This is a genomic window from Kineosporia sp. NBRC 101731, from assembly GCF_030269305.1.
In the GTDB taxonomy this organism is placed as follows: Bacteria; Actinomycetota; Actinomycetes; order Actinomycetales; family Kineosporiaceae; genus Kineosporia.
Genome location: NZ_BSTC01000003.1, coordinates 101,355 through 124,329 on the forward strand (window position 1 = coordinate 101,355; position 22,975 = coordinate 124,329).

Consider the following 22,975-nt stretch of genomic DNA (forward strand, 5'->3'; position numbering starts at 1 on the left):
TCGCTCGCACCGTCGCAACCGGCGAGAACTGCCAGCAGGCAATCCGGTCAGGGCCGGGACGTCGTGGGCCACAGCGTACGCGGTGATCGCCACGCCGATACCGCCGAAGAAGAACCCCAGGGCCAGGTGGGAGGCGACCAGGACGGCGAAGGGACGGGTGAGAAGTCGTCTGCCCGGGCGGTGATCGCGGGAAGTGCGATCCGGCGCCGGTTCGCTCGACCGGGCGGTCAGCAACCCAGTGATTCCCACGACGATCAGGAGGTTAGAGAGTACGAGGCCGGACCATGGGGCGATCATCGCGCCGAGCGTGGTCACCAGGACCGGGCCGATCAGGAAGACCAAGTCGTTCAGCACACCTTCCAGCGACAAGGCCGTTCTCAGCGCGTCGGCCGATCCCAGCGATGTACGCCACCGGGCGGCCGCGAGCGCACCGACGGGTGGAGCGGTTCCGCCGGCGATACCGGCCAGCAGGAACATCATTGATACCGGCCCGGCGGCCGCGCAGCCCAGGACGAATCCCAGGGTGGAGGCGGTGAAGACTGCTGTCGTGACCGTGATGACAGGCTTTTGTCCCCGCCGATCAACCAGCCGTGCGACCTGGGGCCCCACCACCGCGTCCACGGCCGTGAAGATGCCCGTGACCGTGCCCGCCAGTCCCCATGAGCTGGAAGACCCCAGGACAGACCACATCATGGCCAGCCCGGTCATGGCCACGCCCAGCCGCGCGATGGCGGCGGGTACAAAGAACCGGGTGGCGCCAGGTGAACCGAGTACGTGCCGATAACGGCGAACAGAAATGTGACCTGTGGTCAATGTGAGACTCCAGCGGACTTAACGCAAGCCGCCAGACAGGTCGGACTGGGTCATCGGCTTGCGGCACCCAGGGCGTCTTGCTTCAGACCGTGGTGCCAACCGAAAAGCGCCCTGCCCGCGAGAAGATCGGGCAGGGCGCTGATGCTCAGGTGATCAGTGGACCGTGCTGATCGCGGCCCGCTCGACCTCGAGGCCGGTGTTCCAGCGCTCGAGGAAGGCGGCGTAGTCCGCGATGCTCTCGGGCGTGGGGACGACGACCTGTGCTTCCGAGGCGGCGAAGACCACGTCGTTCAGCCAGGTTCCGAGGCCCTGTTCGGCGACGGAGGTCTCGCGGGCCGCGGCGGCATAGGCGGCCAGGAGAGCGATGCCCCAGGAACCGCCCTCGCCCGCACCCTCGCCGACGGCGACGGGGGAGCCGACGGCCGCGGCCAGGGCGTTCTGGGCGACGCCGCCGGTGCGGAACAGGCCGCCGTGGGCGAACATCGTGTCGACGGTCGCCCCTTCCGCGGTCAGCACCCGCATGCCCAGGCTCAGGGTCGCGAAGACGCCGTACAGCTGGGCGCGCCCGAAGCCGGCCAGGGTCAGCCGGGAGCCGGGGGTGCGCACGAACAGCGGGCGGCCCTCGTCCGTGCCGGCGATCGGTTCCCCGGAGAGCAGGTTGTAGGCGAGCAGGCCGTCGGCGTCGGTGTCCGCGTCGAGGGCCTTACCCAGCACGGCCTGGAACACGGCGTCCGGGTCGGGTGTGTGACCCAGGGCGGCGGCGAACTCGGTGAACAGCGACACCCAGGCGCCCAGTTCGCTGGACCCGTTGTTGCAGTGCACCATCGCGACCGGGCGGGCGTCGGGGGTGGTGACCAGGTCGATCTCGTGGTGCGCGTTCTGCAGCGGCTTCTCGAGCACGATCATCGCGAAGATGCTGGTGCCGGCGCTGACGTTGCCGGTGCGCGGGCGCACCGAGTTGGTCGCGACCATGCCGGTGCCGGCGTCACCCTCCGGCGGGCACAGCAGGATCCCCGGCTGCAGCGTGCCGCTCGGGTCGAGCAGTGCCGCGCCCTGGGCGGTGAGGGTTCCGGCGTCCGCCCCGGCCGACAGCACGGTCGGCAGCAGCTCGGCCAGGTGGCCGGTGTGGCCCTGGGCCGCGGCCAGCTCGTCGAAGCGCTCCAGCAGCGCGGCGTCGTAGCCACCGGTCGCGGAGTCGATCGGGAACATGCCTGACGCGTCGCCCACGCCGAGCACGTGCTGGCCGGTCAGGAGCCGGTGCACGTAACCGGCGAGCGTCGTCAGCTGCCGGGTCTGCGGCACGTGGGCCTCGTGGTCGAGCACGGCCTGGTAGAAGTGCGCCACCGACCAGCGCAGCGGGATGTTCAGCCCGAACGCCCCGGAGAGCACCTCGGCGGCCGGCCCGGTGTTGGTGTTGCGCCAGGTGCGGAACGGCACCAGCAGCTCGTCGTCCTCCCCGAACGCGAGGTAGCCGTGCATCATCGCCGAGACGCCGATGGCGCCGTAGGTCGTCGGCTGCACCTCGTACCGCGTCACGACCGCGGAGAGCAGTTCCGCGTAGGCGGCCTGCATTCCCTCGTGCACGGCCTCCAGCGCATATGTCCACAGCCCGTCGACGAGCTGGTTCTCCCAGGTGGACGAGCCGGTGGCCAGGGTGACGCCCGCATCGTCGATCAGGCTGGCCTTGATCCGGGTCGAACCGAACTCGATGCCCAGCGCGGTGCGTCCCGCGACGATGGACTCTTGGGCCGCCGCAGTCTTACGGGTGGTCATGGGGGGTCGTACTCCGTCCTTGGGGGGTGCAGGTCACACGGGTGCTCGTGGGACTCCAGCAGAGACGGTACCCACCTGTCGGCCTGTCTCGTCCTCTGCGAGCGGGTGAAGTCTCAGGAGCGATGCCGAATCCGGACATCGGGTGCCAAAGCCGGTGGGCGGGCGCGGGACCAACTGCGGTCGGACCAGGACCTTGGTACCTGCCCGATGTGTCCGGACAGGACGAGAGTGGGAACCGTGCCCGCGACCCGAGGAGCCCCGTTGAACGTCCTGATCGTCATCGAGTCCTGCTTCGGCAACACCCAGATGTTCGCCGAGGCCGTCGGCAACGGACTGACCGGACGCGGGGCCACCGTCACCGTGACACCGGCGGCCGAGGCCGGCCCCGACGCCCTTGACGGCGTCGACCTGCTGATCGTCGGCGCGCCCACCCACAGCCGGGGTCTGCCCGGCCCGGCCTCCCGGCGCAGCGCGGTGACCCAGGGCGCGAACCCGGTCCGCACCGGCGTGGCCGAGTGGCTCGACGCGATGCCGGAGTACCACGGCCGGGCCGCGGCCTTCGACAGCGTGACCGGGACGAGCTTCCTCAACGGCTCGGCCGCGAAGAAGATCGTCAAGCGTCTGCAGCGCAACCTGGTCCCGGTGGCTGCCAGCGACAGCTTCCTGGTCGGGGCCGCCGCGGGCCCGCCGGTCGACGGGGAACTGGAGCGGGCCGAGAAATTCGGCGCCTCCCTCGCCTGATCCCCGGTTCACGAGTCCGGATCGCGCACCGTTCCTCCGGGCCATCGGCGGGGCCACGAACCCTGACCGTTGTGTACACCTGGTACATCCGGTACCGGATGTACCAGGTGTACACAACGCGTGTCATCCGTTCCTGGTCTACGGGATGTGCTGACCTGGCGGTCGCCACGGGATGGGCCCGGATCAGGAGGCCTCGATCTGCCCCAGCTCCGTGACCAGCTCGATCACCCGGTAGGCCTCGGCCGTGTCCCGGGCTGTGAAGGCGATCGTGCGCATCGGCGACCGTGACGGCCGCGGCGGGAACAACGTCCATCATTCCCGCGACCACCGCATTGACATCGGCCGTCATGAGGACCCGGCCCTCATGATTCGCAGTAGCCCGAACCATTGCCGTGGGAGGGTCGGCCCCATGGTGAAGAACGACCAACAGGCCCTCGGCGAGACCTTCGCGCGGCTGCACGACGGCCCGGGGGCCCTCGTCATGCCCAATCCCTGGGACGCGGGCAGTGCCCGCCTGCTGGAGCAGCTGGGGTTCCGGGCCCTGGCCACGACCAGCGGGGGACTGGCTCTCTCCCAGGGGGTTTCGGATGGTCAGGGGTGTTTGAGGCGGGTTCAGGTGCTGGAGAGTCTGGCCTCGATCGTGGCCGCCACCTCGCTGCCGGTCACGGCCGATCTGGAGAGCGGTTACGGTGACAGCCCGGAGAGCGTGGCCGAAATGGTCCGGCTCGCAGCCGCGGTCGGGGCCGTCGGGTGCTCGATCGAAGACACCACCGGCCGGCCGGACGACCCGATCCGTCCTCTGCCCGAAGCCCTGGAACGGGCCGAGGCGGCCGTTGCCGCCGCCCGCGAACTGCCGTTCCTGTTCACCCTGACCCTGCGGGCCGACAACTTCTTCGCCGGGCGCCCTGACCTTGACGATACGATCACCCGGCTGAAGGCCTTCGAGAAGATCGGGGCCGATGTGGTGTACGCGCCGGGGCTCACCGATTTCCCGGCGATCCGGAAGGTGGTGGACGCGGTGTCGGTGCCGGTGAACGTGCTCGCCATTCCCGGGTTCTCGGTGGACGCGCTCGCGGCCGGCGGTGTCCGCCGGGTGAGTATCGGGTCACGGCTGGCCCGCGTCGCCTACGCCCGGGCGTTAGCCGCCGCCCGGGAACTGCTGGAGCAGGGCACGGTCGAGTTCGCGTGAGGAGGATCCTGCTCGTCGAACCGGCCCAGGCCCATCTGCTGCGGGAAGAAGTGACTGCTTACCGGGAGCGGGGCTGGGAGGTGCACGTCAACACCTTTCGGCATGCCGAGGTCGATGTCCCGCGAGAAGGACTGCCGCTGTATCGGTTCGACCCGTCCCACGCCGAGGCCGTCAGTACGGCCATCACGGATGCCGCGGGGTTCGATGCGATCAAGGTGAGATCGTCCACCCGCTACGGTGAATCGTTCTTCAGGGAGACGACTCGACCCGGGACCTGATCGACGAGCAGGTTCTGGCCGACATGAAACCCGGCTCGGTGCTGGTGAACACGGCACGGGGCGGTCTGGTGGACGAAATCGCTCTGGACCGGGCGTTGCGTGACCCCCGGGCACCGATTGCCGTCGCCGCGGTGGACGTGTTCCGCACCGAGGGCCCGGACCGCGCGTCACCGCTGATCGGCAACCCCTACTGCCTCCTGTCCCCGCACGTCGCCGGGATGACCTGGTCGGCGATGCGGCAGGCCGTGTCCGACCTCTGCGCCCGGATCACCGCGGTCCGATGACGTCTGGGCCCCGGTGCGGTTCGGCCGGTGCCGGCGGGCTGGGCGTTCTGGCGAGTCCGGACGAAGAGAGCCAGCGCTGAATAGTTTTCGCGACGGTGTCGGGGGCGTCCAGGTGCACCGCGTGCCCGGCGCCGGAGATCATGGCCAGCTCCACGTCGGCGCCCAGGGAGGTGAGGCGCTGGCGGGTCGGCGGTCGCGTCACCGCGTCGTCCGCACCGTAGATCACGAGCGTGGGGACGCTGATGCTCATCGACGGTGAGGGCGGCAGGTCCGCGGCGGCCTGGCGGGCGGGCAACCCCAGGCGCGCCAGGTCGGCCGCCACCAGGGAGCGCGCGGTCGGGCCGGTGGCGTACAGCTCCACGAGGCTCGCGTCGGCGTCGGCCCGGCCGGTGAGGATCCCGGCGGCCAGCGACTGGTACTCCCGGGAGAACTGCTCCGGACCCGGCACCCCGCCCAGCAGCACGCACCCGGCGATGCCCCGGGTGCCGGAGGCCGCCAGGCGGTGGGCGAGCGCGGCCGTACTCATCGAGAACGCGATCACCAGCACCGGCTCCGTCGCCTCGCCGAGCGCGCGGTCCAGACCCTCCACCCACACCCGCGGGTCGGCCGGGTCTTCGCTCTCCGAGATCACCCGGCTACCGTGACCGGGCAGTTCCACGGCCACGGCGGTGGGGGCGGGCTCGCCCCAGATGGCGAGGAGCGGTCCCCACGAGGCCGCGGTCAGGCCGTATCCGCTGATGAGGATCATTTCCATCCGCCGACCGTATCCGGCCTCCGGCGCCGTTCATTCGATCGGGGCCAGGCTTAACGGTCTGCTGCGCAACGGTTATCGTGCGCCTGCACACAAGGTCTGCCCGATGGGGCAGCGGAGGGTTACCGGGGCGGGCGTGGGAGAGTGTCCAGGGCCGTCTGCGTGATCTGCCGCAGGGTGCTCTCATCGGTGCCGGCCTTGCCGAGGGCCTCGATGCCGCGGTGCACGGTCAGGAGCAGAGCGGCCAGTTGCTGCGCGTTCGCCGCGGGGTCGACGTCACCATGGCGCTGGCAGGCTTCGAGGTCGGCGGCCAGGATCTGCTGGACGCTGTCGAAGGTCTTCAGGGAGCGGGCCGCGACCACCTCGTCGTGCTGGGTCAGCTCGGCCGTGGTCTTGGCCAGCAGGCAGCCGCGACGGCTGGGCTCGGCGCAGGCGGTCGCGTGGTTCATCAGATAACTGGTGAGGCGTTCGAAGGCCCGCTCGTCGTCCTCACCGCCCAGCTGGCGGTTCGCCGAGCCGATCGTGGCGTTGCAGTGATCGTCGAACACCCGGTGGAAGAGCTCGCGCTTGCCGCCGAACGCCCCGTACAGGCTGCCCTTGCCCAGGCCGGTGGCTGCTGCGATCGCATCCATGCTGGTCCCGGCGAAACCGGTCGCCCAGAACTGGTCGCGTGCGGCGTTGAGCACGCGTTCCTCGTCGAACTTTCTCGGCCTCACCACTCCCGCAGTCTAAGCGTTCTTGACTACATCGTCCAAAAGCTCATACGTTGTGGACGCTTCATTCCAGAACGGGTTTCGGTGAGAGTGAGTGATCAGGCGATGAGTGGACTTCTGGACGGCAAGGTGGCCGTGGTCACCGGTGGGACGAGCGGGATCGGGCTGGCCATCGCCCGGAGGTTCGTCGCCGAGGGGGCGCAGGTCTTCGTCACCGGCCGCCGTCAGGCCCAGCTCGACGCGGCGGCCGCGGAGCTCGGGCCGCAGGCGATCGGGGTGCGGTGCGACGTCGGGGACCTGGCCGAGATCGACGCTCTCTACGAGGTGGTCACGCAACAGGCGGGCCGGATCGACGTGCTGGTGGCCAACGCGGGCGGTGCGGCGCCGGCCGTGCTCGGGGACATCACCGAAGAGCAGTTCGACAGCATGTTCGCCATCAACGTGAAGGGCGTGGTGTTCGGCGTGCAGAAGGCGATGCCGCTTCTGTCGCAGGGGGCTTCGGTGATCATCATCGGGTCGAGCACCTCGAGGCGTCCCGACCGGGGCCTGGAGGTCTACGGCGCGACCAAGGCGGCGGTGCGCAACTTCGCCCGCAGCTGGACGCTCAATGCGCGGGAGAACGGCTTCCGGGTCAACGTGCTGAGCCCGGGGCCGACCCGCACGCCCGGGCTGCTCGGCGTCGCGGCCGAGGGGGAGCAGGAGGCCTTCGTCAAGATGTTCGAGAACGTGCTGCCGGCAGGGCGGCTCGGGGAGCCGGACGAGGTCGCGTCGGCGGCGCTGCTCCTGGCCTCGGACACCGCCGCGTACGTCAACGGCGCCGAGTGGTTCATCGACGGCGGATACACGAGCGTCTGAGGATCAGGACCGGGATGTGAGGTCTGCCGACTTGCGGGGCTGCGAGGTTGCTGAAGACTCGGTCTGAGCGTTACGCCGGATTCCTCCGGTGATGAGCAGATCCGACACGGAGTCCCAGGTCGTCGCGGGACCGCACTGAGGGAGACTCTTCATGTACGTAGGTGGCGGAATCGCACTCCTGGTCGTCGGCGGCATCCTGTCGTTCGGTGTCAGTGACCGTGTGGACGGCCTCGACCTGACGGCGATCGGCTACATCCTCATCGCCGGCGGTGTGCTCGCGATCATCCTGTCGCTGGTGCTCAACAACCAGCGCCGCAACACCACGCACACCGAGGTGGTGGAGCGCCGCAACACCGGCAACACCCCGCCGCCCCCGCTCTGAGACCAACCGGAACCAGCCCATGGTGGACGCTCGCTGCGTCCACCATGGGCTGGTTCCGGTTTGCCGTCTCGGAGGGGAAGCCGAACTCGTCACCGACCAGTTCCGTCGGCGTGGCAGCATCTGAGTTCCTGATCACGTGCCGGGAAATGTTCGGTCGGCCCGGCAGGCGGGGGACCTTCGCACCTGTGCTGTGTCGCGGAACGGGCGGACGGTGGGGATATACGAATTCCGGCCCCCTTCCCGGAGGAGAAAGTCATGTTTGAACGCGTTCTGGTGGCGGTCGACGGGTCCCCTTGTTCCGATGACGCTTTCGGGGTTGCCCGGGCCATGGTCAATCGGGAGCTCGGGCACGAGCTGACGGTGGTGCACGTGGCGCGGTCGGTGAACGGCCGGCCCCTGGTGACGGCCGACGACCTGGACCTGCGCGAACGTCTGGGTCAGAGCGTGTCGAAGCTGCTGGCCGAGGGGGTGAAGACCCGGATGGAGACCCCGACGGCGTTCCACGGTGGTCCCGCGTTCGCCATTGCCGAGGTCGCCGACGAGGTCGACGCCGACGTCATCGTGGTCGGTGCCCGGGGCGCGCGGACAGCGGGCGGTGAGGTGCTCGGGGATGTCCCCGTGCGCCTGTTGAGGAATGCGGGTCGGCCGGTGCTCGTGATTCCTATGCCGACCGCCTGTTTCGATGACTGACGAGAAGTCAGGGACCTTTCGGCGTTGTCCGGAAGGGACCTTCAGCTCTGACGGCACAGGACGTGCTGCGTCAGTGTCGTGAGACGAACAGTCCCGAGGGGGTGCACGATGACCGGGAACGTCGGGCGCACGGGTCCGGACGATCTCATCGGCGTGTCATCCGGCGTGATACTGGGTTTTGACGCCGGGTGGGACGATCCGCGGCCGCTGAGAGTCGCCGCCGACGAGGCGCACCTGCGCCGGGAGCCACTGTTCATCGTGACGGTGTCGAGACCGGACCTGAACGTGGCGGTCCCCAGGGCCCGCACGGGATGGGACGCGCTCGGCCCGACCTGGTCGGAGACGGAGACACGTCGTAGTCTGCGCGCGGCCGGCCGGGCGGCGCGGGCCCGTCACGACGATCTGCCGGTATCGACGGCCTATCTGACCCTGGACGACATGAGTCGTTTCGGTCGGTCGGCGACCGGGGCGTCGCTCCTGGTCCTCGGCGGGGCCGACCGCTTCGGTGGGCACCTGCACGAGAGCGACTCGACCAGCCATCTCCTGATGGAGGCCGCCTGCTGCCCGACCATGATCGTGCCCACCCGCCGAACCGGAAACCGGGCCCGCCAGCCCGTCCGTGAGCCCGAGATCGACGACCGGGGGCCGGTTCTGGCCGCCGTACCGGGTGGACGACGCGGGGTCGAGGTGATCCGCCACGCCGAGGAGGAACGTCAGCGCCGCGGCCGGTCCCTGCATCTGCTGCACGCCTTCGACCTGATGCCCGGTGAAAGGCGTTCCCACGCCATGCGTCGCGCCTCCGACCAGATGATGTCCTCGATCGAGCAGGCGGGTCTGGACGCCGGCGCCCCCTGGAGCGTCACCCTGGCCCGGGAGCCGGCCGGCGCCGCGATCCGCGAACGGGCGGCCCAGGCCGGGCTGGTGGTGCTGGGCAACCGGGCGGGAACGATGAACGACCTGGTCGGTGATCTGCTGGACCGGCTGATGTGCCCGGTGCTGCTGCTCCCGGCCGATCATCATCCGGCCGGGCCCCTGATCGGGCACGAGACCCGGCGCGGGCGGCGTTCCTGAGGTGTGTCAGTCGGCAGACGTGAAAGTCTCGGTCATGACCTGGAAGTCGTCTTTCATCGACGTCCAGTCGTCGGCCGGGGTGGTCCAGACCAGGGCGTACGCCCGGTGGTTGCTGACCCGGATGTTCCGGTTGATCACGTGCCGCTTGCCACTGGAGGGCTGCCAGGTGTACTCCCAGTCGGCGGCGTTCCAGTCGCGGTACTTCACCCGCTCGAGGCTGATCAGCTTGTAGCCGCTGTAGAGCTGGTCGGCCGAGGGCTCCCGCGCCTTCCAGTCCGTGTAGGCGTCGGCCTTCGGCTGCGTCGTGGTGTCGACCTGGAGGAACGCCCCGCTCTTCGGGTCCTTGAAATACACGCTGGTGTTCTTCGTCGAGCGCACCCAGCTCTTCGGGATCGCAACGCTGAAGCCGGTCTTGTCCTTGCGCAGGCTGGAACCGGACGGGATCGCCGGGGAATCGTTCTTCTCGGGACTGTCGTCGGAGCCGCTCTTCTCCTCGCCGCCGCCGTCATCGTCCGACGTCTTGGTGGTTGCCTCGGGGGTGGTGGCCGTCGGGGAGCTTTCGGACGTCGTGGTCGGCGCGGCACTCGCCGTCGCTGCGGGGCTGGTGGCACCGGTGGACGACGTGGTTCCCTCTTTATCGTCCCCACCCAGGCGGAGCGTGGCAACGGTCGCCAGGACGACGATGACGGCCAGCAGCAGGGCGATCAGGGCCCGACGCGGCGGGAAAGAACGCTGGGCGGCCGGTTTCGAGGCGGGATCGTTGCTGACCAGGGGCGACGGCGGGACGTGCGTGGCAGAGGTGACCAGTGGGACTGAGGTCTGCTGGGCCTGCGGGGCAGGGGCAGGAGTCTGCTGGGCGGCCGGGGCCTGGGCCGGGGCCTGGACCTGGGCCGGACCGGTATCTGATGCTGCCCGGGACGACTGGGCCGCCTGGACGGGTTCGGCTTCCGCAGCTTCCTGCGGCAGTCGGTCCGTCGGGTCCACCGGGTCTGCGGGGGTTGCCGGTTGTGGCGGGACCGGAGTCAGTCCGAGGGCCGCGGGGAGACCGAGATCTGCGGGATGGGTGAGGTCGGGTGCACTCGGCGGGGGTACGGCGGGCGCGGGGGAGACGTCACCGGTGTGGGAGGGCGTCGGCGTGCTCGGCGCGTCCTCGGCCGCCGGGTCCGGAGCGGTGTCGGAGTCGGCGGGAGCGTCCGGGGTGATGCCGGTGCCAGAGCCGTCGCCGTTCTCGGCCGGGGCGCCAGTTCCGGTCGCAGAACCGGTGGCGGTTTCACCGGCAGTGCCGATCGCAGGAGCGTCGTCGTTGCCGGCAGCGGTGCCAGTTGCAACAGAGGTGACGGCCTGAGCAACAGCGGCGCCCGTTCCAGCAGAGTCGGTGCCAGCGGTGGAGCTGGTGTCAGCGGTGGAGCTGGTCTGAGCAACGGTGCCGGTGAGAGCCGCGGTGCCGGCTTCAGTGGTGCCGGCTTCAGTGGTGCTGGTTCCAGGAGTGGTGCTAGTTCCGGCAGCGGTGTCAGTTCGGGAACCGGTGCCGGTCGTGCGGCCGGCATCAGGCGGGGACGCCGGGTCGGTTCCCGAGGCGGCGTTCGTGCTGGTGCTCGTGCTGGTGTCGGTCTTGGCGCTGGTGTCGGCGTCGGGGATCTCGCCGGTCTTGGATGTGGTGCCTGCGTCGGAGGCAGTGTCCGCCGTGAAGGCGGCCTCGGCGTGTGTGTCTGCTGCGGAGGCGGTGTCCGTTGCGTAACCGGTGCCGGGGGCAGCTGCGGCAGCGAGGCTACCTTCGGCCTCGGCTTCGGAAATGGTGTTGGTCTCCGGTGCGGTACCCGGTTCAGATGCGGTGCCACCTTCCGGACCGGTGGTGGTTTCAGGAGTGATGCCACTACCGGCAGCGGCGACCGGTTCGGGGTCGGTGTCAGCTGTGGAGCTGGTGCCGACCTCAGAACGGGTGGGTTCGTCAGCACCGGTGCGGGCTTCGGCAACGTCCGGGGTGGCAGTGTCGGCCGCCGTTGTCGTTGCCGTTGTCGTCGCCGCCGCAGCGTCGGTCGGGGTGGGTTTCGGCTCGGTTCGGGAGATCTCGGGTTCGGTCGTTGCCGGGGACCCGGGATTGCCGGTGGTGCCGGTGGTGCCGGACCGGTCCGGCGTCTTGCTGTTGCTCTGATCGGCCGGGATGTTCGTGCCGGGAGCAGAGGTGGCGGGGGCGCTCGCCCCGGGGGTGGCCGTCGTCGTTGGGGAGGCTGCCGACGCCGGGGTTGCTGCGGCGCCGCTCGCGAGGGCCGAGGCCGTGGCCATGCCGGCGGCCTGGTCGGCCGCTGTCTCGTCTTCGGGTGTGTCTGCGGTGGGCGTGACGTCCTGAGGGATCGCAGCGCCCGGCGCCGGGGTTTCGCGCGGGGTGGAGTCTGGCGCGGGGGCGGCGGCCCGTCCCTCGGCCGCGTTGTCCTCGGCCGACTCCGTCTCGGTGGCTACCTCGTCGACGGGCGTGCCGGGAGCGATGTCTTCGGGGGCGGCACTGCCATCGGACGTGGCCTGTTCGGACGTGGCCTGGTCGGATGTGCCCGGGGAGTTGGGGTCTTCGTCCTCCCTGGCCGAGAGCTCTTCTGCCGGCAGGGCGGAGGGGCTGGCGGCTTCGGCCCGGGGGTCGGCGGGGGCAGGCTTGGGCCCGGGTGCGGCGGGCTGGTTGCTCGCGGGGCCGGGGGCCTCCACTGCCGCGTCTTCGCGCTCCCCGTCGTCGGGCACGAACCCCGGGTCGATCGTGGTGCGGGACAGTTCTGCGTCGAGGGCGGCGTTGTTCCCGGCCGGGACGCCGGTGGGCAGGATGATGGCGGTGGGCTCGTCGCGGGAGCTGTCGTCGGCCATCTGCTGTTCGAGCTCGAACTTGGCCTGACGCAGCATGGCCCGGGTGTGCTGCAGGTTGGGCCGGGCGTACGGGTCTTTGGTCAGCATCGCCGCGATGGCGGGGGCCAGGGGGCCGGCGTGAACGGCGGGCGGGGCGGTCTCGTTGACGATGGCCGTCAGGGTGAGCAGCTGGGTCTGGCGGCGGAACGGGGGCGCGCCCTCGGTGGCCGCGAACAGCGTGGCGCCGAGCGACCACAGGTCGCACTTCGGGCTGGGACGGTCGCCGCGGGCCCGCTCGGGGGACATGTAGCTCGGCGAGCCGACGGCGATACCAGTGGTGGAGAGCGTGGTCTCGTCGCTCATGCTGGCGATGCCGAAGTCGGTGAGCACGGCGCGGCCGCTGCGCGTCAGCATCACGTTCGCGGGCTTGACGTCGCGGTGCAGTACCCCGGCGCGGTGGGCCGCCCGGAGAGCATCGATGAGGTCGACGGCGATGCCGATGATCGTGGAGAGGGGCAGGGGCTCCTCGTCGGCGAGGACCTCGCTCAGGGACCGGCCGTCGAGCAGTTCCATGACGATCCACGGACGCCCGTCGGCCTGGAAGACGTCGAAGACGGTGACGGCCGAGGGGTGGTTGATACGCCCGGCGGCGCGGGCCTCCCGCAGCATCCACAGCGTCAGTTCCTCACGCTGGGCGTGGGTGACACCGGGAGCGGGCTGCAGCTCCTTGATCGCGACGTCGCGGTTGAGCATCTCGTCGCGACCCCGCCACACCGCACCCATACCGCCGCGGCCGATCAGGTAACCGAGACGGTACCTACCGGCGAGAAGATGGTCGGCGCCGGGAATCTGAGGTGGATAGCCAGACGTGGTCATGACGCGGTCGTCACCCCGCGCTCCTTCCGTCCGCAATAACGCAAAGTAGACTCAAGTCACCGCTCGTGCCAAGACATGCTGAGCCCTGGTGAATCGTACAAACCTGGCATGAACGTGCTCCGGAAGCCAATCGGAGGAGGACTTACCGGCCGGTCAGACCGAAGCTGGGAGTTGCCCACCCGGCCCGCCCGAATCGGGGAGAGTTCGATGACTCAGCTCGAAGCCAGTGAAGCCACATCCCGCAGTGCCGTTCTCCGCATCACGCCCGAGGTCAAAGCCCATGCCCCGCAGGTTTTCAGCGAACTGAGAGCGCTCGGCCCGGTACACCGCGTGCAGCTCGGCTCGGGCATCGACGTCTGGGGCGTGTTCTCCTACGAGGAGGCTCGCGAGGCCCTGACCCACCCGGCCCTGCTGCACGACGTCACCCCGGCCGAGGCCCTGCTGGCCGAGGCCGGGATCACCTCGCACAAGGTCGGGGTCGGGCTGGGCGGCTCGATGCTGCAGCTGGATCCGCCTGACCACACCCGGTTGCGCCGGCTGGTGGCGCCCGCTTTCAGCCCCCGCCGCACCCAGTTGCTGGCCCGGCGGGTTCAGGAGATCACCGACGGGCTGCTGGACGCCATGGCCGGCCGGCGCGAGGTGGACCTGGTGGAGTCGTTCACCGCGCCCCTGCCCATCACCGTGATCTGTGAGCTGCTGGGGGTGCCGGAGGGGGAGCGCGACGATTTCCGCCGGTGGACGAGCGACTTCCTCAGCCCGCCCTCGGAGCAGCAGCGGGCCGGCGGCCTGAGCCTCAACCGGTACGTGTCCGGCCTGGTGGACCGCAAGCGCGCCGCACCCGCCGACGACCTGCTCTCGGACCTGACCGCCCAGTCGAGTGCCCAGGACGGTCGCCTGTCGCAGGACGAGCTGGTCGCCACGGCCTCCCTTCTCGTGATCGCCGGGCACGACACCACGGTGAACCTGATGGGCAACGCCCTGGTGGCGCTCTTCCGGCACCCCGACCAGGCCCGGCTGCTGCGCGAGCGGCCGGAGCTGGTCGAGCCCGCGGTGGAGGAGTTCCTGCGGCTGGACTCGTCCGTGGAGGTCGCGACGATGCGGTACGCGGCGCAGGACCTGGAGCTGGGCGGGGCGCAGATCCGGCGCGGTGACGTGGTCGCCGTCTACCTGGCGCAGGCGAGCCGCGACGCTCCGCAGGGTGCGGGCGACCCGGCCGCGCTGGACGTCACCCGCCCCGGTGCCCGGCACCTCTCGTTCGGGCACGGCATCCACCACTGCCTCGGGGCGCCCCTGGCCCGGATGGAGGCCTCGACGGCGATCGGCGCCCTGCTGCACCGGTTCCCCGATCTGCGTCTGGCGGTCCCGGTGGACGAGGTGCGCTGGATCCCGGCCGGCATGATGCGAGGTCCTCTGAGCCTGCCGGTGCTGTTGATGCCCGAGTGAAGGAGCAAAAGGTTCATCTGGTGCACTAGCTGTCCCTTCTTGATCAAGGAGGGGCCGCTCGTGAACGGAGACCCCGCACCACATGAACAGGCTCGGCCATCAAGCCGCCGCACAAGCAACCTGGCTCAGCGTCTGCACTGCTGAACGATTCCTCGGCGAACAACCACTGAGCTGGCAACACGTCGTGGCCGGCGCCATCGTCGCCTCCAGCATGTGCGCGGACGACTGGTCCCCGGACTCGGACCAGGGCGGGGTGATGGCGAAGATCATCCCGGGCGGGCACCGTGGGCCCACCCACATGCCGGAACTCGTCGCGGGAGTGCTCTACCTGCTGACGATGGTCGCCGGTGACGACCTGGACTGGTTCGTCATCGCCGCCGCGTCGGCGTGGGGTTCCCACCTGGCGGTGGACTTCTTCTGGGGAGGCATTCCGTTCGGGATCCTCACCCTGATGGGCAACAAGAAACGCATCGGCTTCAGATTGAATACCGGGGGACCGGCCGAGGAGGTGGTCACCTGGATCATGACCTTCGCCAGCGTGCCCCTGGCCTACCTGGCCCTCGGTGGGCCGGTGCCCTGGCCACCAGCTAGCTGAACGACCTGAACAGGCTCCACCACCCGGCCGGTCCGGTACCCGACGGGTACCGGACCGGTGGTGTGATGCGTCCTCTGCTCTACATTTTCAGGTGACCGACCGGAGATCGCCGAGCCGGAGGAGACCACTGAGGACGAGGGTGATCGCCCCGAACACGGCGAACGACACGGCCGGGCCGCCGTGATCGAGCAGTGCCCCGGCCACGGGGGGAGCCGATGACGCTGCCGGCCAGGACGGCGTTGGCGTAGCTGCCCATGGCCACGCCCTTGCTGTTATCGGGGGTGATGCGGCTGATGGCGTCGGCGCTCGCCGACAGGGCGGGGGCGACGAGAAGGTTGGCAGGCAGCGCGAACAGGCACAGCCAGTACCAGGTGCCGGCCAGGCCGATCGGCACAGCAGGCCCAGCCCGGCCGTGACGGTGAACACCGACGGCGGGTTGCGCAAGCCGCCGTAGACGAATCTGCCGATCACCGAGGCACTTCCGGCCCCCACCAGCAGCAGCCAGCTCCAGCGCAGCTCGCCCTGCTGCGGCAGGGTCCCGATGGCCGCGACCTCGAAACTCATCACCGAGATCGCCGCCGCGACGGTCGTCCCTAGTGCGCACATCATGGAGGGTGTGAGCCATTGGCCGGTCGATGGTTTCGCGGCGTCCCCCGGCCGGGCGGGCCGCTCGCAACGGCGGGTCGATCAGCAGGTAGGCGGTCCCGGCCGTCAGTAAGAGCGCGCCCATCGACAGGAACGCCGCCCGGGGAGAGGTGGCCGAGGCGAGCAGGATGCCGAGTGCGGGGCCGGACATGTAGGCGATGTCGGTGGTGATCGCGTCGGCGGCGTAGGCCGTGTGCCGGTGCTCTTCGGTGACCCGGTTCGCCAGGGCCGGACGGATCACGATGAAGGCGGGCAGCGTGGTCAGGCCGCCGAGGAAGGCCACGGCCGGCAGTACCGGGAACGGCAGGAAAGAGGCCAGGCCCCAGAACATTGCCTGGGCCACCATGAGCAGGCCCATGACCGTGCGTAGGCCGTACCGGTCCAGGCCACGACCCTAGAAGGGGGCGCCGAGCCCGGCACCGGCCGTCCAGCCGGCCGCCACCAGACTTCCCGCGCCGAAGCCCCGGTCCAGGTTCGTCACGACGTGGAGCATCCGTACCGGAGTGATACCCACGCCGGGCATTTTCGCCAGGAGCCCGACCAGCATCAGGACGCGGATCCCCGGTTGCGCGAACAGCTGGCGATAGGTGGTGAGCATGTTCGGAGTCTTGCGCGCCGGTGGCCGGGCGTGCAGGGCATTTCCGACGGGGTACGGGCGCGCGGATATGTGCGGTGTGGCGTCCAGCGCCCGGACGGGCCCGGACGGGCCCCGCCGGTCCGTCCGGGATAGTCGATGACTAGTGGCTGCCGTCAGCCTTTCTCGGGAAAGTCGGGCTGCTCGGGGCCGAACGGGATCTCGATGCGCTCCTCGCCGGTGCGCAGGGCCCGAAGGACCACCCGGCCTGCGTATTCGGCCGAGTGCGGCACCACGCCGGCCGGAAACTCGCTCCCGTCGAAGAATTCGGTGTCCGTGACCGAAGGTAGCAGCAGGGTGACCTGAATGTTGTCTCCTTCCAGCTCCATCCGGGCCACCTGGCTCAGCCAGTTCACCGCGGTCTTGGAGGCGGGGTAGATCGCGTTGCCCGCCATCGGCCTCAGTGTGGAGCCTGAGCTGACGTTGACGATGCGCCCGCCGCCGGCTGCTCTCATGTGCGGCAGCACGGCCTGAATGGTGGTCACGACGCTCACCACGTTCAGGTTCAGCATGTCCAGGAAGGCCGCCGGCTCGATGCCGTCGATGGGGTGGGCGGCGCCGGCGCCGGCGTTGTTGACCAGGGCGTCCACGCGTCCGTACCGGTCGATCGTGGCCTGCACGAGCGCCTGGACCTGTTCCGGGACGGTCACGTCGGTGGCGACGGCCAGCGTTCCGTCCAGTTCCTTGCTCAGGGTCTCGAGCCGGTCGGCGCGGCGGGCGGCCAGGACGGGATGGGCCCCGGCCTCGTGCAGGAGCCGGGCCGTCGCCTCGCCGATGCCGGAGGAGGCTCCGGTGACGATGACGACCTTGCCGTTCAGGAATTCGCTCATGGGTGTAGTCAAGGGCGGTCGGGGCTGTGTCGGAAGGACCGTCTCGCTCTCGATTGATACCGTGCCGATATGAGTCACCTCGAGACCCGGCAGCTGCGGTACTTCGTGGCGGTGGCGCAGGAGCAGCACTTCGGGCGGGCCGCCGAGCGTCTGGGCATGGCCCAGCCGCCGTTGTCCCGGGCGATCCGCGACCTGGAGCGTCAGCTCGGCGTCCAGTTGCTGGTGCGTACCACCCGGCAGGTGTCCCTCACCCCGGCGGGACGGGCACTGCTGGAGGACGCGCGGGTCGCCCTGGACGCGGTCGCGGCGGCCGGGAACCGGGCCCGGCACGTGGGCACGGGCAGGCCCACCCTGCGGCTGGCGCTCAAGGCCGACTACGACGCCGGACTGCTGCCGGTGATGCTCGACGCCTACGATGCGCTGCCGGTCGAGCTGGTGCTGGGCGGGTACGGCGAGCAGATCGTGGCGCTGCGCGAGGGGCGGGCCGACGTGGCGCTGGTGGCGACGACGTTCGACGGACGCGGGCTGGACAGTGAGCCTCTGATCACCGGTCCGCGGGTGGTGGCCCTGGCTGCGTCCGACCCGCTGGCCGCGCGCAGCAGTCTGCGGCTGCCCGACCTGGCCGGTCGGCTTCTGCCGTACGGGATGCCGGCCGAGCAGGGGCTGTCGGGAACGGCGACCGGGCCGTTCCAGCCGCTGGACCTCGCCCAGATCTTCAACTTGATCGAGGTGGGCAGCGTGGTCTGGTTCCTGCCCGCCTGGCTGGCCGAGCGCACGCCCCGGCCGGGGATCGCCTACCGCCCGGTGGAGGGGATGGAACCGGTGACGCTGAGCGTGGTCTGGCCGGCGGCGTCGCGTTCGACCGCGGTGGCGGCCTTCGTGCGGACTGCTCAGGAGGCGGCCCGGAACGCAGGTTTTCCCGTTGCTGAGGGGATTTTGTCGTGATGGCGCCTTCGCCGGGGCTTGGTCGATCCGACGGCGGTGCGGACGCGGACCGGGCGTGCTAGCTGCCATGTCTGAGTAGGCCTCGGGACAGTTGTTAACTGGGTGTCGCATCCGGTGTGGTCCGGTACTCCTCGCCATCCCCGTGGATCGCAGATCCCGCGCATCGCCTCGGCGATGGCGCAGGTCGCTTGCAGAAGTTGGACGCCCTGGACCCGCCGGGCCCGACGACGACCCCCTGGCCGCTGTCAGCCGTCGGCACGCATAGCAGGGGCGTAGTGGGCGGCCTCGGACCCCACCGGCCGGCCGCGCCGGCGCCAGCTGAACTGGGCCCGGCGACTCGCCCGGGACCGATACGAGCGCATTGGTCACCCGCAGAGCCGGCAACCCGCGCGGAAGGCCTTCCGGAGTGCCTATCCGGCGGCAACCACGAGATCCAGGCACTGGCACCTGCCCGCCAGTAGCAGCCGAAACTGTCATCTCCACATCGGTTTCATTCGGAGCCCACTGACGGCGGACGTGACGGCTCCTTGTAGCCGGACAGGAGGGGCCTCTCCTCGCGGACAGTTTGGTCTCCCTGTCCTGGCTTCTTGATAGCGCCGGCCCCGGCGGTGTGTCGGTCGGCGGTGGGTGCCCCTCCGGTAGTGGGCTCGTGGTCTCTGGCCACACACGAGCTGGACTCCTCCGGAAGGATTGTGACGAAATCGGCCAGGGAGATCACGGAAATCTTCGACGCATTCGACAGGACCGGCAGCGCGCATTCTGCGGCGAAGTTGGCCGGCGTTGATCCCGGGACCGTGCGGAGGCTGATGGCCGCCCGAGATGTACTGGCGTTCAGCCGGAATTTACCCAACAGTTGTCGGCCGGGAATTCGGCCAGTATTCGCACCCCTGACCAGCACCTGCTGAACTGCGTAAACATAGGATGCGGGCAGTTATTCGTACCATGCTGGGATCGAACGCGGCCCGGTGCGGTGACTGTCGTGCCCGGGGCCACCAGTCGACTCGTGGCTTTCGGGCGTTGCTCGTGTGACAAAGAATTGACCGGTGTTCGAGCGGTATACGGTGCTTTACCCTTAATTGTGACGATTCACCATGTGAGTGGCGGCCGTAGGCCCAGCTCCGCCCTCCGCCCTCCGCCCTCCGGCGTGCAGTCTGCTGCCACGGGAGAAGATCCGCATACCTGGCGGTCCGTATTCTCCGGGCGGAACCACGAGGTCCAAGGAGCGGGGCGATGGTCGATGAACCCTCTGCCCGGCGAAATCGTGAATCCGAATCGACACGAAGCCTTCAGGTTTCTGGGCCTGGAGCCGGCGTGACCGGGCCCATTCAACCCATCCGCCCAGGCGCCGACGATCGCCCGGACGGCGGCGCTCATCTGCGCCTTCAGATCCTGGGCCCGTTGCGGGTGTGGCGCGATGGTGTCGAACTGGAGGCCGGTCCGCCGCAACAGGCGTATCTGCTCTCCCTGCTTCTCGCTCGGGTGGGCAGTCCGGTCAGCACGAGCGAGCTCATCGACCTGATCTGGGACGACAACGCCCCCGGTAGCGCGGTCAACGTCATCCACAAGTACGTCAGCGCGTTGAGGCGACTGCTCGAACCCACGACATCCGCCCGAATGCCCGGCTCATACTTGCACCGCCGCGGCGGCTCCTACCTGTTCACCGCCGATCCAGGAACTCTGGACCTGCTCGCCTTCCGAGAGGTCGTCAAGGCGGCCAAGGAAGCCCTGGCCCGGGAGCGTCTGGAGACGGCGCTCGATCGCTATCTCGAGGCGCTGGGCCTCTGGCAAGGACGCGCGGGTGAGGGGTTCACTCACCGGTCGACCGCGCTGCCGACCTTCGCAGCCCTCAACGACGAGTTCCACGCCGTATGCATCGGAGCGGCCGAACTGGCGGTGTCGCTGGGTCGACCGGGAGAGGTGTTGCCAGCAATGCAGTTTGCCGCATCGATGGCACCGTTCCACGAACCCTTGCAGGCGGGCCTCATCTCCAGCCTCGGGGCGGCGGGACGCCAGGCGGAGGCGCTGTCGGTATTTCGCGAGGTCCGTGCCCGGCTGGCCGACGAGCTCGGCATCGATCCCGGCCAAGAACTGCAAGCCGCATACCAGCGGGTCCTGTCGCAGACTGGGGCGTCGCCGGTCGTGGCACAAGCCGACGGCGGACGTGACGGCACGCCGGCGCAAACGGCAGCTGGGCTGGTCGGCCGGTCGGAGGAGCTCGCCCTGCTGCGGGACTGCGTCGAGATGGCATTCGACGGCCGACCAGCGATCCGGATCGTTGAAGGCGAGCCGGGCGTGGGCAAGACCCGCTTGGTGCAGGAGATTGCCACCGAAGCGAGCCGGCGTGGCGCACTGGTCGTCTGGGGTTCGTGTCTGGAAGGTGACGGGACACCCTCGATGTGGCCCTGGGAACAAGCCCTCGGCCCGATTCTCGACAGCCTGCCCGCACCGTCGCGGGAGAAGTGGCTCGCCAGCGACCTCGGTAGCCTTCTCAAATCGCGAGACGACCGCCCCGCCTCGCCGGTCATACCCGACGGCGGCTCCCATTTCCGTCAGTTCGAGCACGTCGTCACCGTCGTCGGACAGGCCTCGGCGCAACGGCCCATGCTGCTGATCGTCGACGACCTTCAGTGGGCCGATGCCGCCTCGCTCGAGCTGTTCGGCCACCTGGCGACTCGATTGCCCATGGGCACAGTTGTTATCGGCGCACTGCGAGATCGCGCGCCCACGCCAGGTTCCGATCTGTCCCGGGTCCTGGCCGCGGCCAGCCGGCTGCCCGGCCACCGCCGGATCCGGCTCGGCCCGCTCAGTCTGACGGACGTGACCGAGCTCATCCGACGCGAAACCGGCCACAGTCCCAGTTCCGACGTCGCCCACGGAATCCATGCCCGCACCGCCGGCAATCCGTTCTACGTCCAGGAGCTGTCCCGGCTGCTCAGCGACGGCGGCTCCCTCCAAGAAGGCGGCGCGTCATTACGGGCCGGGGTACCAGCTACTGTGCGAGACGTTGTCCGTGATCGAATCACCGGTCTCGACGACAGCGCTCACGACCTGCTGCACATGGCCGCAGTCATCGGCCGCGACGTGGAACTCGATCTGCTCGCTCGCGCGATCGGTGTCGATGTCGCGGACTGCCTCGAACGCCTCGAGCCGCTGCAGGCGCTGGGGCTCCTGGAGAGCAAGCCGGAGGATCCGTTCGGGTGGCGCTTCGCACACGACCTGGTGCGCGAGTCGGTCACCGAGACCATCGCGCGGCCGCAGGCCGTCCAGCTGCATCTACGCGTCGCTGACGCCATCGAACACATCCGTGCCGACGACGAGTCCGTCGCCGAACGTCTTGCCTACCACTTGTGGGCCGCCGGCCCCCTGGCCGACCCGGTTCGCACCGCGGAGGCCCTGGCACTCGCCGGTCGCCGCGCGGCGACCAAGCTCGCGTTCGCAGCCGCCTATCGAAATCTGGAATCAGCCATCCAGATCGCCCGGACGGCAGGGCTGCTGGAGTTGGAGCTGTCGGCCCTGTCGCTGCTCAACCTCCTCGCGGTGGAGCCCCCAGGAATGGGCGGATCGACGCTCGATCAGCTCGAACGGGGCGCATATCTTGCCCGCAAACTCGGCCGCGAGACGGCCGCGGCCGAGTTTCTCTTCTTTCGGATGACCGGGGCCTACGTCTCCACCGAGAAGGATCGTGAGATATGGGCTCGGCGGCTGCATGAACTAGGTCAGGCGTCCGCGGACCCGATCATCCAGGCGTACGGTCGGCAGGCCTGGGGCCTGCACCAATGGGACATCGGTGACATCGGCGCGGCGTACCAGTGTTTCAGCGGGCTCGGCCAAACCACAGCAGACGGCGTTGCCGCGCTGCTCGCGAATGCGGCCGACCCGAATCCGGGACCGGCTCAGGAGAGCCTCTATCACCTTGCGGGCCAGGTCGGAGGTGTCCCGGTGAGACGCCGCCATGACCTCGGGCGTTGGCGGATCCCGGACGAGTGGATCGGCTACCTGGCCGTGATCACCACGCTGCACGGCGATGTCGAGGCGGGGCGGTCCCTGCTCGGCACGGTCTACCAGGCCGAAGGTGACCCTTTTGAGATGTCGGGCTGGACCCGCTACCAAACCATGGCCGCCTCGATGGCCGGTGACGCGGCCTGGGCGATGCACGCCACCGAGCGTTGGGTCGCGGCAAGCGCCGACCTTCCCGGGGTCGCGCAGGAGGCCTATGTGCGGCTGGACTGGTACTGGGCCCGTGCACTGACCGGCGACGACCCTGCCGCCAACGCGGCCGAGGCCGAACATGTCCTGGCCGCGACCCTGCTCGACCCGCCACGATGGGGCCTCGCCTACTGGTATGGACTGATTGCCGAGATGTGGCTGGCCGCGGGAATGCCCGATAAGGCCTCGACCGCTCTCGAGCAGGCTGGCCAGGTCCTCAACGACCTCGGCCAACGCTACGCCGAAGGACTTCTCCTGTTGCTGCGCGCGCGCCTGCTGCACGCGCGCGGCGAACCCGTCGACGTCGTACGGGCCGCCGCCGAAGCGGCCCGTGTCCGATCCTGCGAACGTGGCGCGCACCTCTTCGCCTATCGCGCCGAGACGTTCCTGGCCAGCCTCGACCACCATCAGACAGTGGGCTGATCACGATAGATG

19 protein-coding genes are annotated in these 22,975 nt (G+C 69.6%); 12 read left to right on the plus strand and 7 right to left on the minus strand.

The window, feature by feature from the left end:
* Positions 1–966 precede the first annotated feature (966 nt).
* Positions 967–2,586: an FGGY-family carbohydrate kinase gene (locus QSK05_RS10765; protein ID WP_285596689.1), complete on the minus strand. Its 1,620-nt coding sequence runs from the start codon at positions 2,584–2,586 to the stop codon at positions 967–969.
* Between the two features lie 261 nt (positions 2,587–2,847).
* Here QSK05_RS10765 and QSK05_RS10770 point away from each other — a divergent pair, with 261 nt between their 5' ends.
* From QSK05_RS10770 to QSK05_RS10785, 4 genes are all read left to right on the plus strand, one after another.
* Complete coding sequence (locus QSK05_RS10770) at positions 2,848–3,327, plus strand: flavodoxin family protein (RefSeq protein ID WP_285596691.1); 480 nt, start codon at positions 2,848–2,850, stop codon at positions 3,325–3,327.
* Between the two features lie 409 nt (positions 3,328–3,736).
* Positions 3,737–4,516, plus strand: coding sequence for an isocitrate lyase/PEP mutase family protein (locus QSK05_RS10775; protein ID WP_285596693.1), 780 nt, complete (start codon positions 3,737–3,739; stop codon positions 4,514–4,516).
* Positions 4,513–4,794, plus strand: coding sequence for a hypothetical protein (locus tag QSK05_RS10780; RefSeq protein ID WP_285596695.1), 282 nt, complete (start codon positions 4,513–4,515; stop codon positions 4,792–4,794). Before QSK05_RS10775 ends, QSK05_RS10780 begins: the two co-directional genes overlap by 4 nt.
* A gap of 23 nt (positions 4,795–4,817) precedes the next feature.
* Positions 4,818–5,078: an NAD(P)-dependent oxidoreductase gene (locus tag QSK05_RS10785; protein ID WP_285596697.1), complete on the plus strand. Its 261-nt coding sequence runs from the start codon at positions 4,818–4,820 to the stop codon at positions 5,076–5,078.
* On the opposite strand, the gene QSK05_RS10790 is transcribed toward QSK05_RS10785, so the two are convergent.
* Together QSK05_RS10790 and QSK05_RS10795 are read right to left on the minus strand one after the other, a co-directional pair.
* Complete coding sequence (locus tag QSK05_RS10790; protein ID WP_285596699.1) at positions 5,062–5,832, minus strand: alpha/beta fold hydrolase; 771 nt, start codon at positions 5,830–5,832, stop codon at positions 5,062–5,064. The genes QSK05_RS10785 and QSK05_RS10790 overlap by 17 nt on opposite strands.
* A gap of 119 nt (positions 5,833–5,951) precedes the next feature.
* The gene (locus tag QSK05_RS10795; RefSeq protein WP_285596701.1) at positions 5,952–6,548 is read right to left on the minus strand and encodes a TetR/AcrR family transcriptional regulator; all 597 of its coding nucleotides are present in this window, start codon (positions 6,546–6,548) and stop codon (positions 5,952–5,954) included.
* A gap of 99 nt (positions 6,549–6,647) precedes the next feature.
* Between QSK05_RS10795 and QSK05_RS10800 the strand changes: the two genes are divergently transcribed.
* From QSK05_RS10800 to QSK05_RS10815, 4 genes are all read left to right on the plus strand, one after another.
* Complete coding sequence (locus QSK05_RS10800; protein WP_285596703.1) at positions 6,648–7,397, plus strand: SDR family NAD(P)-dependent oxidoreductase; 750 nt, start codon at positions 6,648–6,650, stop codon at positions 7,395–7,397.
* A gap of 151 nt (positions 7,398–7,548) precedes the next feature.
* On the plus strand, positions 7,549–7,779 hold the full coding sequence (locus QSK05_RS10805; protein ID WP_285596705.1) for a DUF6458 family protein: 231 nt from the start codon (positions 7,549–7,551) through the stop codon (positions 7,777–7,779).
* Positions 7,780–8,034: 255 nt separating this feature from the next.
* Positions 8,035–8,469, plus strand: coding sequence for a universal stress protein (locus QSK05_RS10810; protein WP_285596707.1), 435 nt, complete (start codon positions 8,035–8,037; stop codon positions 8,467–8,469).
* A 108-nt stretch (positions 8,470–8,577) separates the two neighbouring features.
* Positions 8,578–9,540, plus strand: a complete 963-nt coding sequence (locus tag QSK05_RS10815; protein WP_285596708.1) for a universal stress protein — start codon at positions 8,578–8,580, stop codon at positions 9,538–9,540.
* A 6-nt stretch (positions 9,541–9,546) separates the two neighbouring features.
* On the opposite strand, the gene QSK05_RS10820 is transcribed toward QSK05_RS10815, so the two are convergent.
* The gene (locus QSK05_RS10820; RefSeq protein ID WP_285596709.1) at positions 9,547–13,242 is read right to left on the minus strand and encodes a serine/threonine-protein kinase; all 3,696 of its coding nucleotides are present in this window, start codon (positions 13,240–13,242) and stop codon (positions 9,547–9,549) included.
* Positions 13,243–13,449: 207 nt separating this feature from the next.
* Between QSK05_RS10820 and QSK05_RS10825 the strand changes: the two genes are divergently transcribed.
* Both QSK05_RS10825 and QSK05_RS10830 read left to right on the plus strand, forming a co-directional pair.
* Complete coding sequence (locus QSK05_RS10825) at positions 13,450–14,685, plus strand: cytochrome P450 family protein (protein WP_285596710.1); 1,236 nt, start codon at positions 13,450–13,452, stop codon at positions 14,683–14,685.
* 82 nt (positions 14,686–14,767) lie between these two features.
* The gene (locus QSK05_RS10830; RefSeq protein ID WP_285596711.1) at positions 14,768–15,280 is read left to right on the plus strand and encodes a hypothetical protein; all 513 of its coding nucleotides are present in this window, start codon (positions 14,768–14,770) and stop codon (positions 15,278–15,280) included.
* Positions 15,281–15,359: 79 nt separating this feature from the next.
* Here QSK05_RS10830 and QSK05_RS10835 read toward each other — a convergent pair whose 3' ends face one another.
* From QSK05_RS10835 to QSK05_RS10845, 3 genes are all read right to left on the minus strand, one after another.
* Entirely contained in the window at positions 15,360–16,310 is a 951-nt protein-coding gene (locus QSK05_RS10835; protein WP_285597368.1) for an MFS transporter, read from the minus strand.
* A 9-nt stretch (positions 16,311–16,319) separates the two neighbouring features.
* Positions 16,320–16,523, minus strand: a complete 204-nt coding sequence (locus QSK05_RS10840; protein WP_285596712.1) for a hypothetical protein — start codon at positions 16,521–16,523, stop codon at positions 16,320–16,322.
* 152 nt (positions 16,524–16,675) lie between these two features.
* The gene (locus QSK05_RS10845; protein ID WP_285596713.1) at positions 16,676–17,389 is read right to left on the minus strand and encodes an SDR family NAD(P)-dependent oxidoreductase; all 714 of its coding nucleotides are present in this window, start codon (positions 17,387–17,389) and stop codon (positions 16,676–16,678) included.
* Between the two features lie 69 nt (positions 17,390–17,458).
* Between QSK05_RS10845 and QSK05_RS10850 the strand changes: the two genes are divergently transcribed.
* Both QSK05_RS10850 and QSK05_RS10855 read left to right on the plus strand, forming a co-directional pair.
* The gene (locus QSK05_RS10850; RefSeq protein WP_285596714.1) at positions 17,459–18,334 is read left to right on the plus strand and encodes a LysR family transcriptional regulator; all 876 of its coding nucleotides are present in this window, start codon (positions 17,459–17,461) and stop codon (positions 18,332–18,334) included.
* 1,230 nt (positions 18,335–19,564) lie between these two features.
* Entirely contained in the window at positions 19,565–22,963 is a 3,399-nt protein-coding gene (locus tag QSK05_RS10855) for a BTAD domain-containing putative transcriptional regulator (RefSeq protein WP_285596715.1), read from the plus strand.
* Positions 22,964–22,975: the final 12 nt, after the last annotated feature.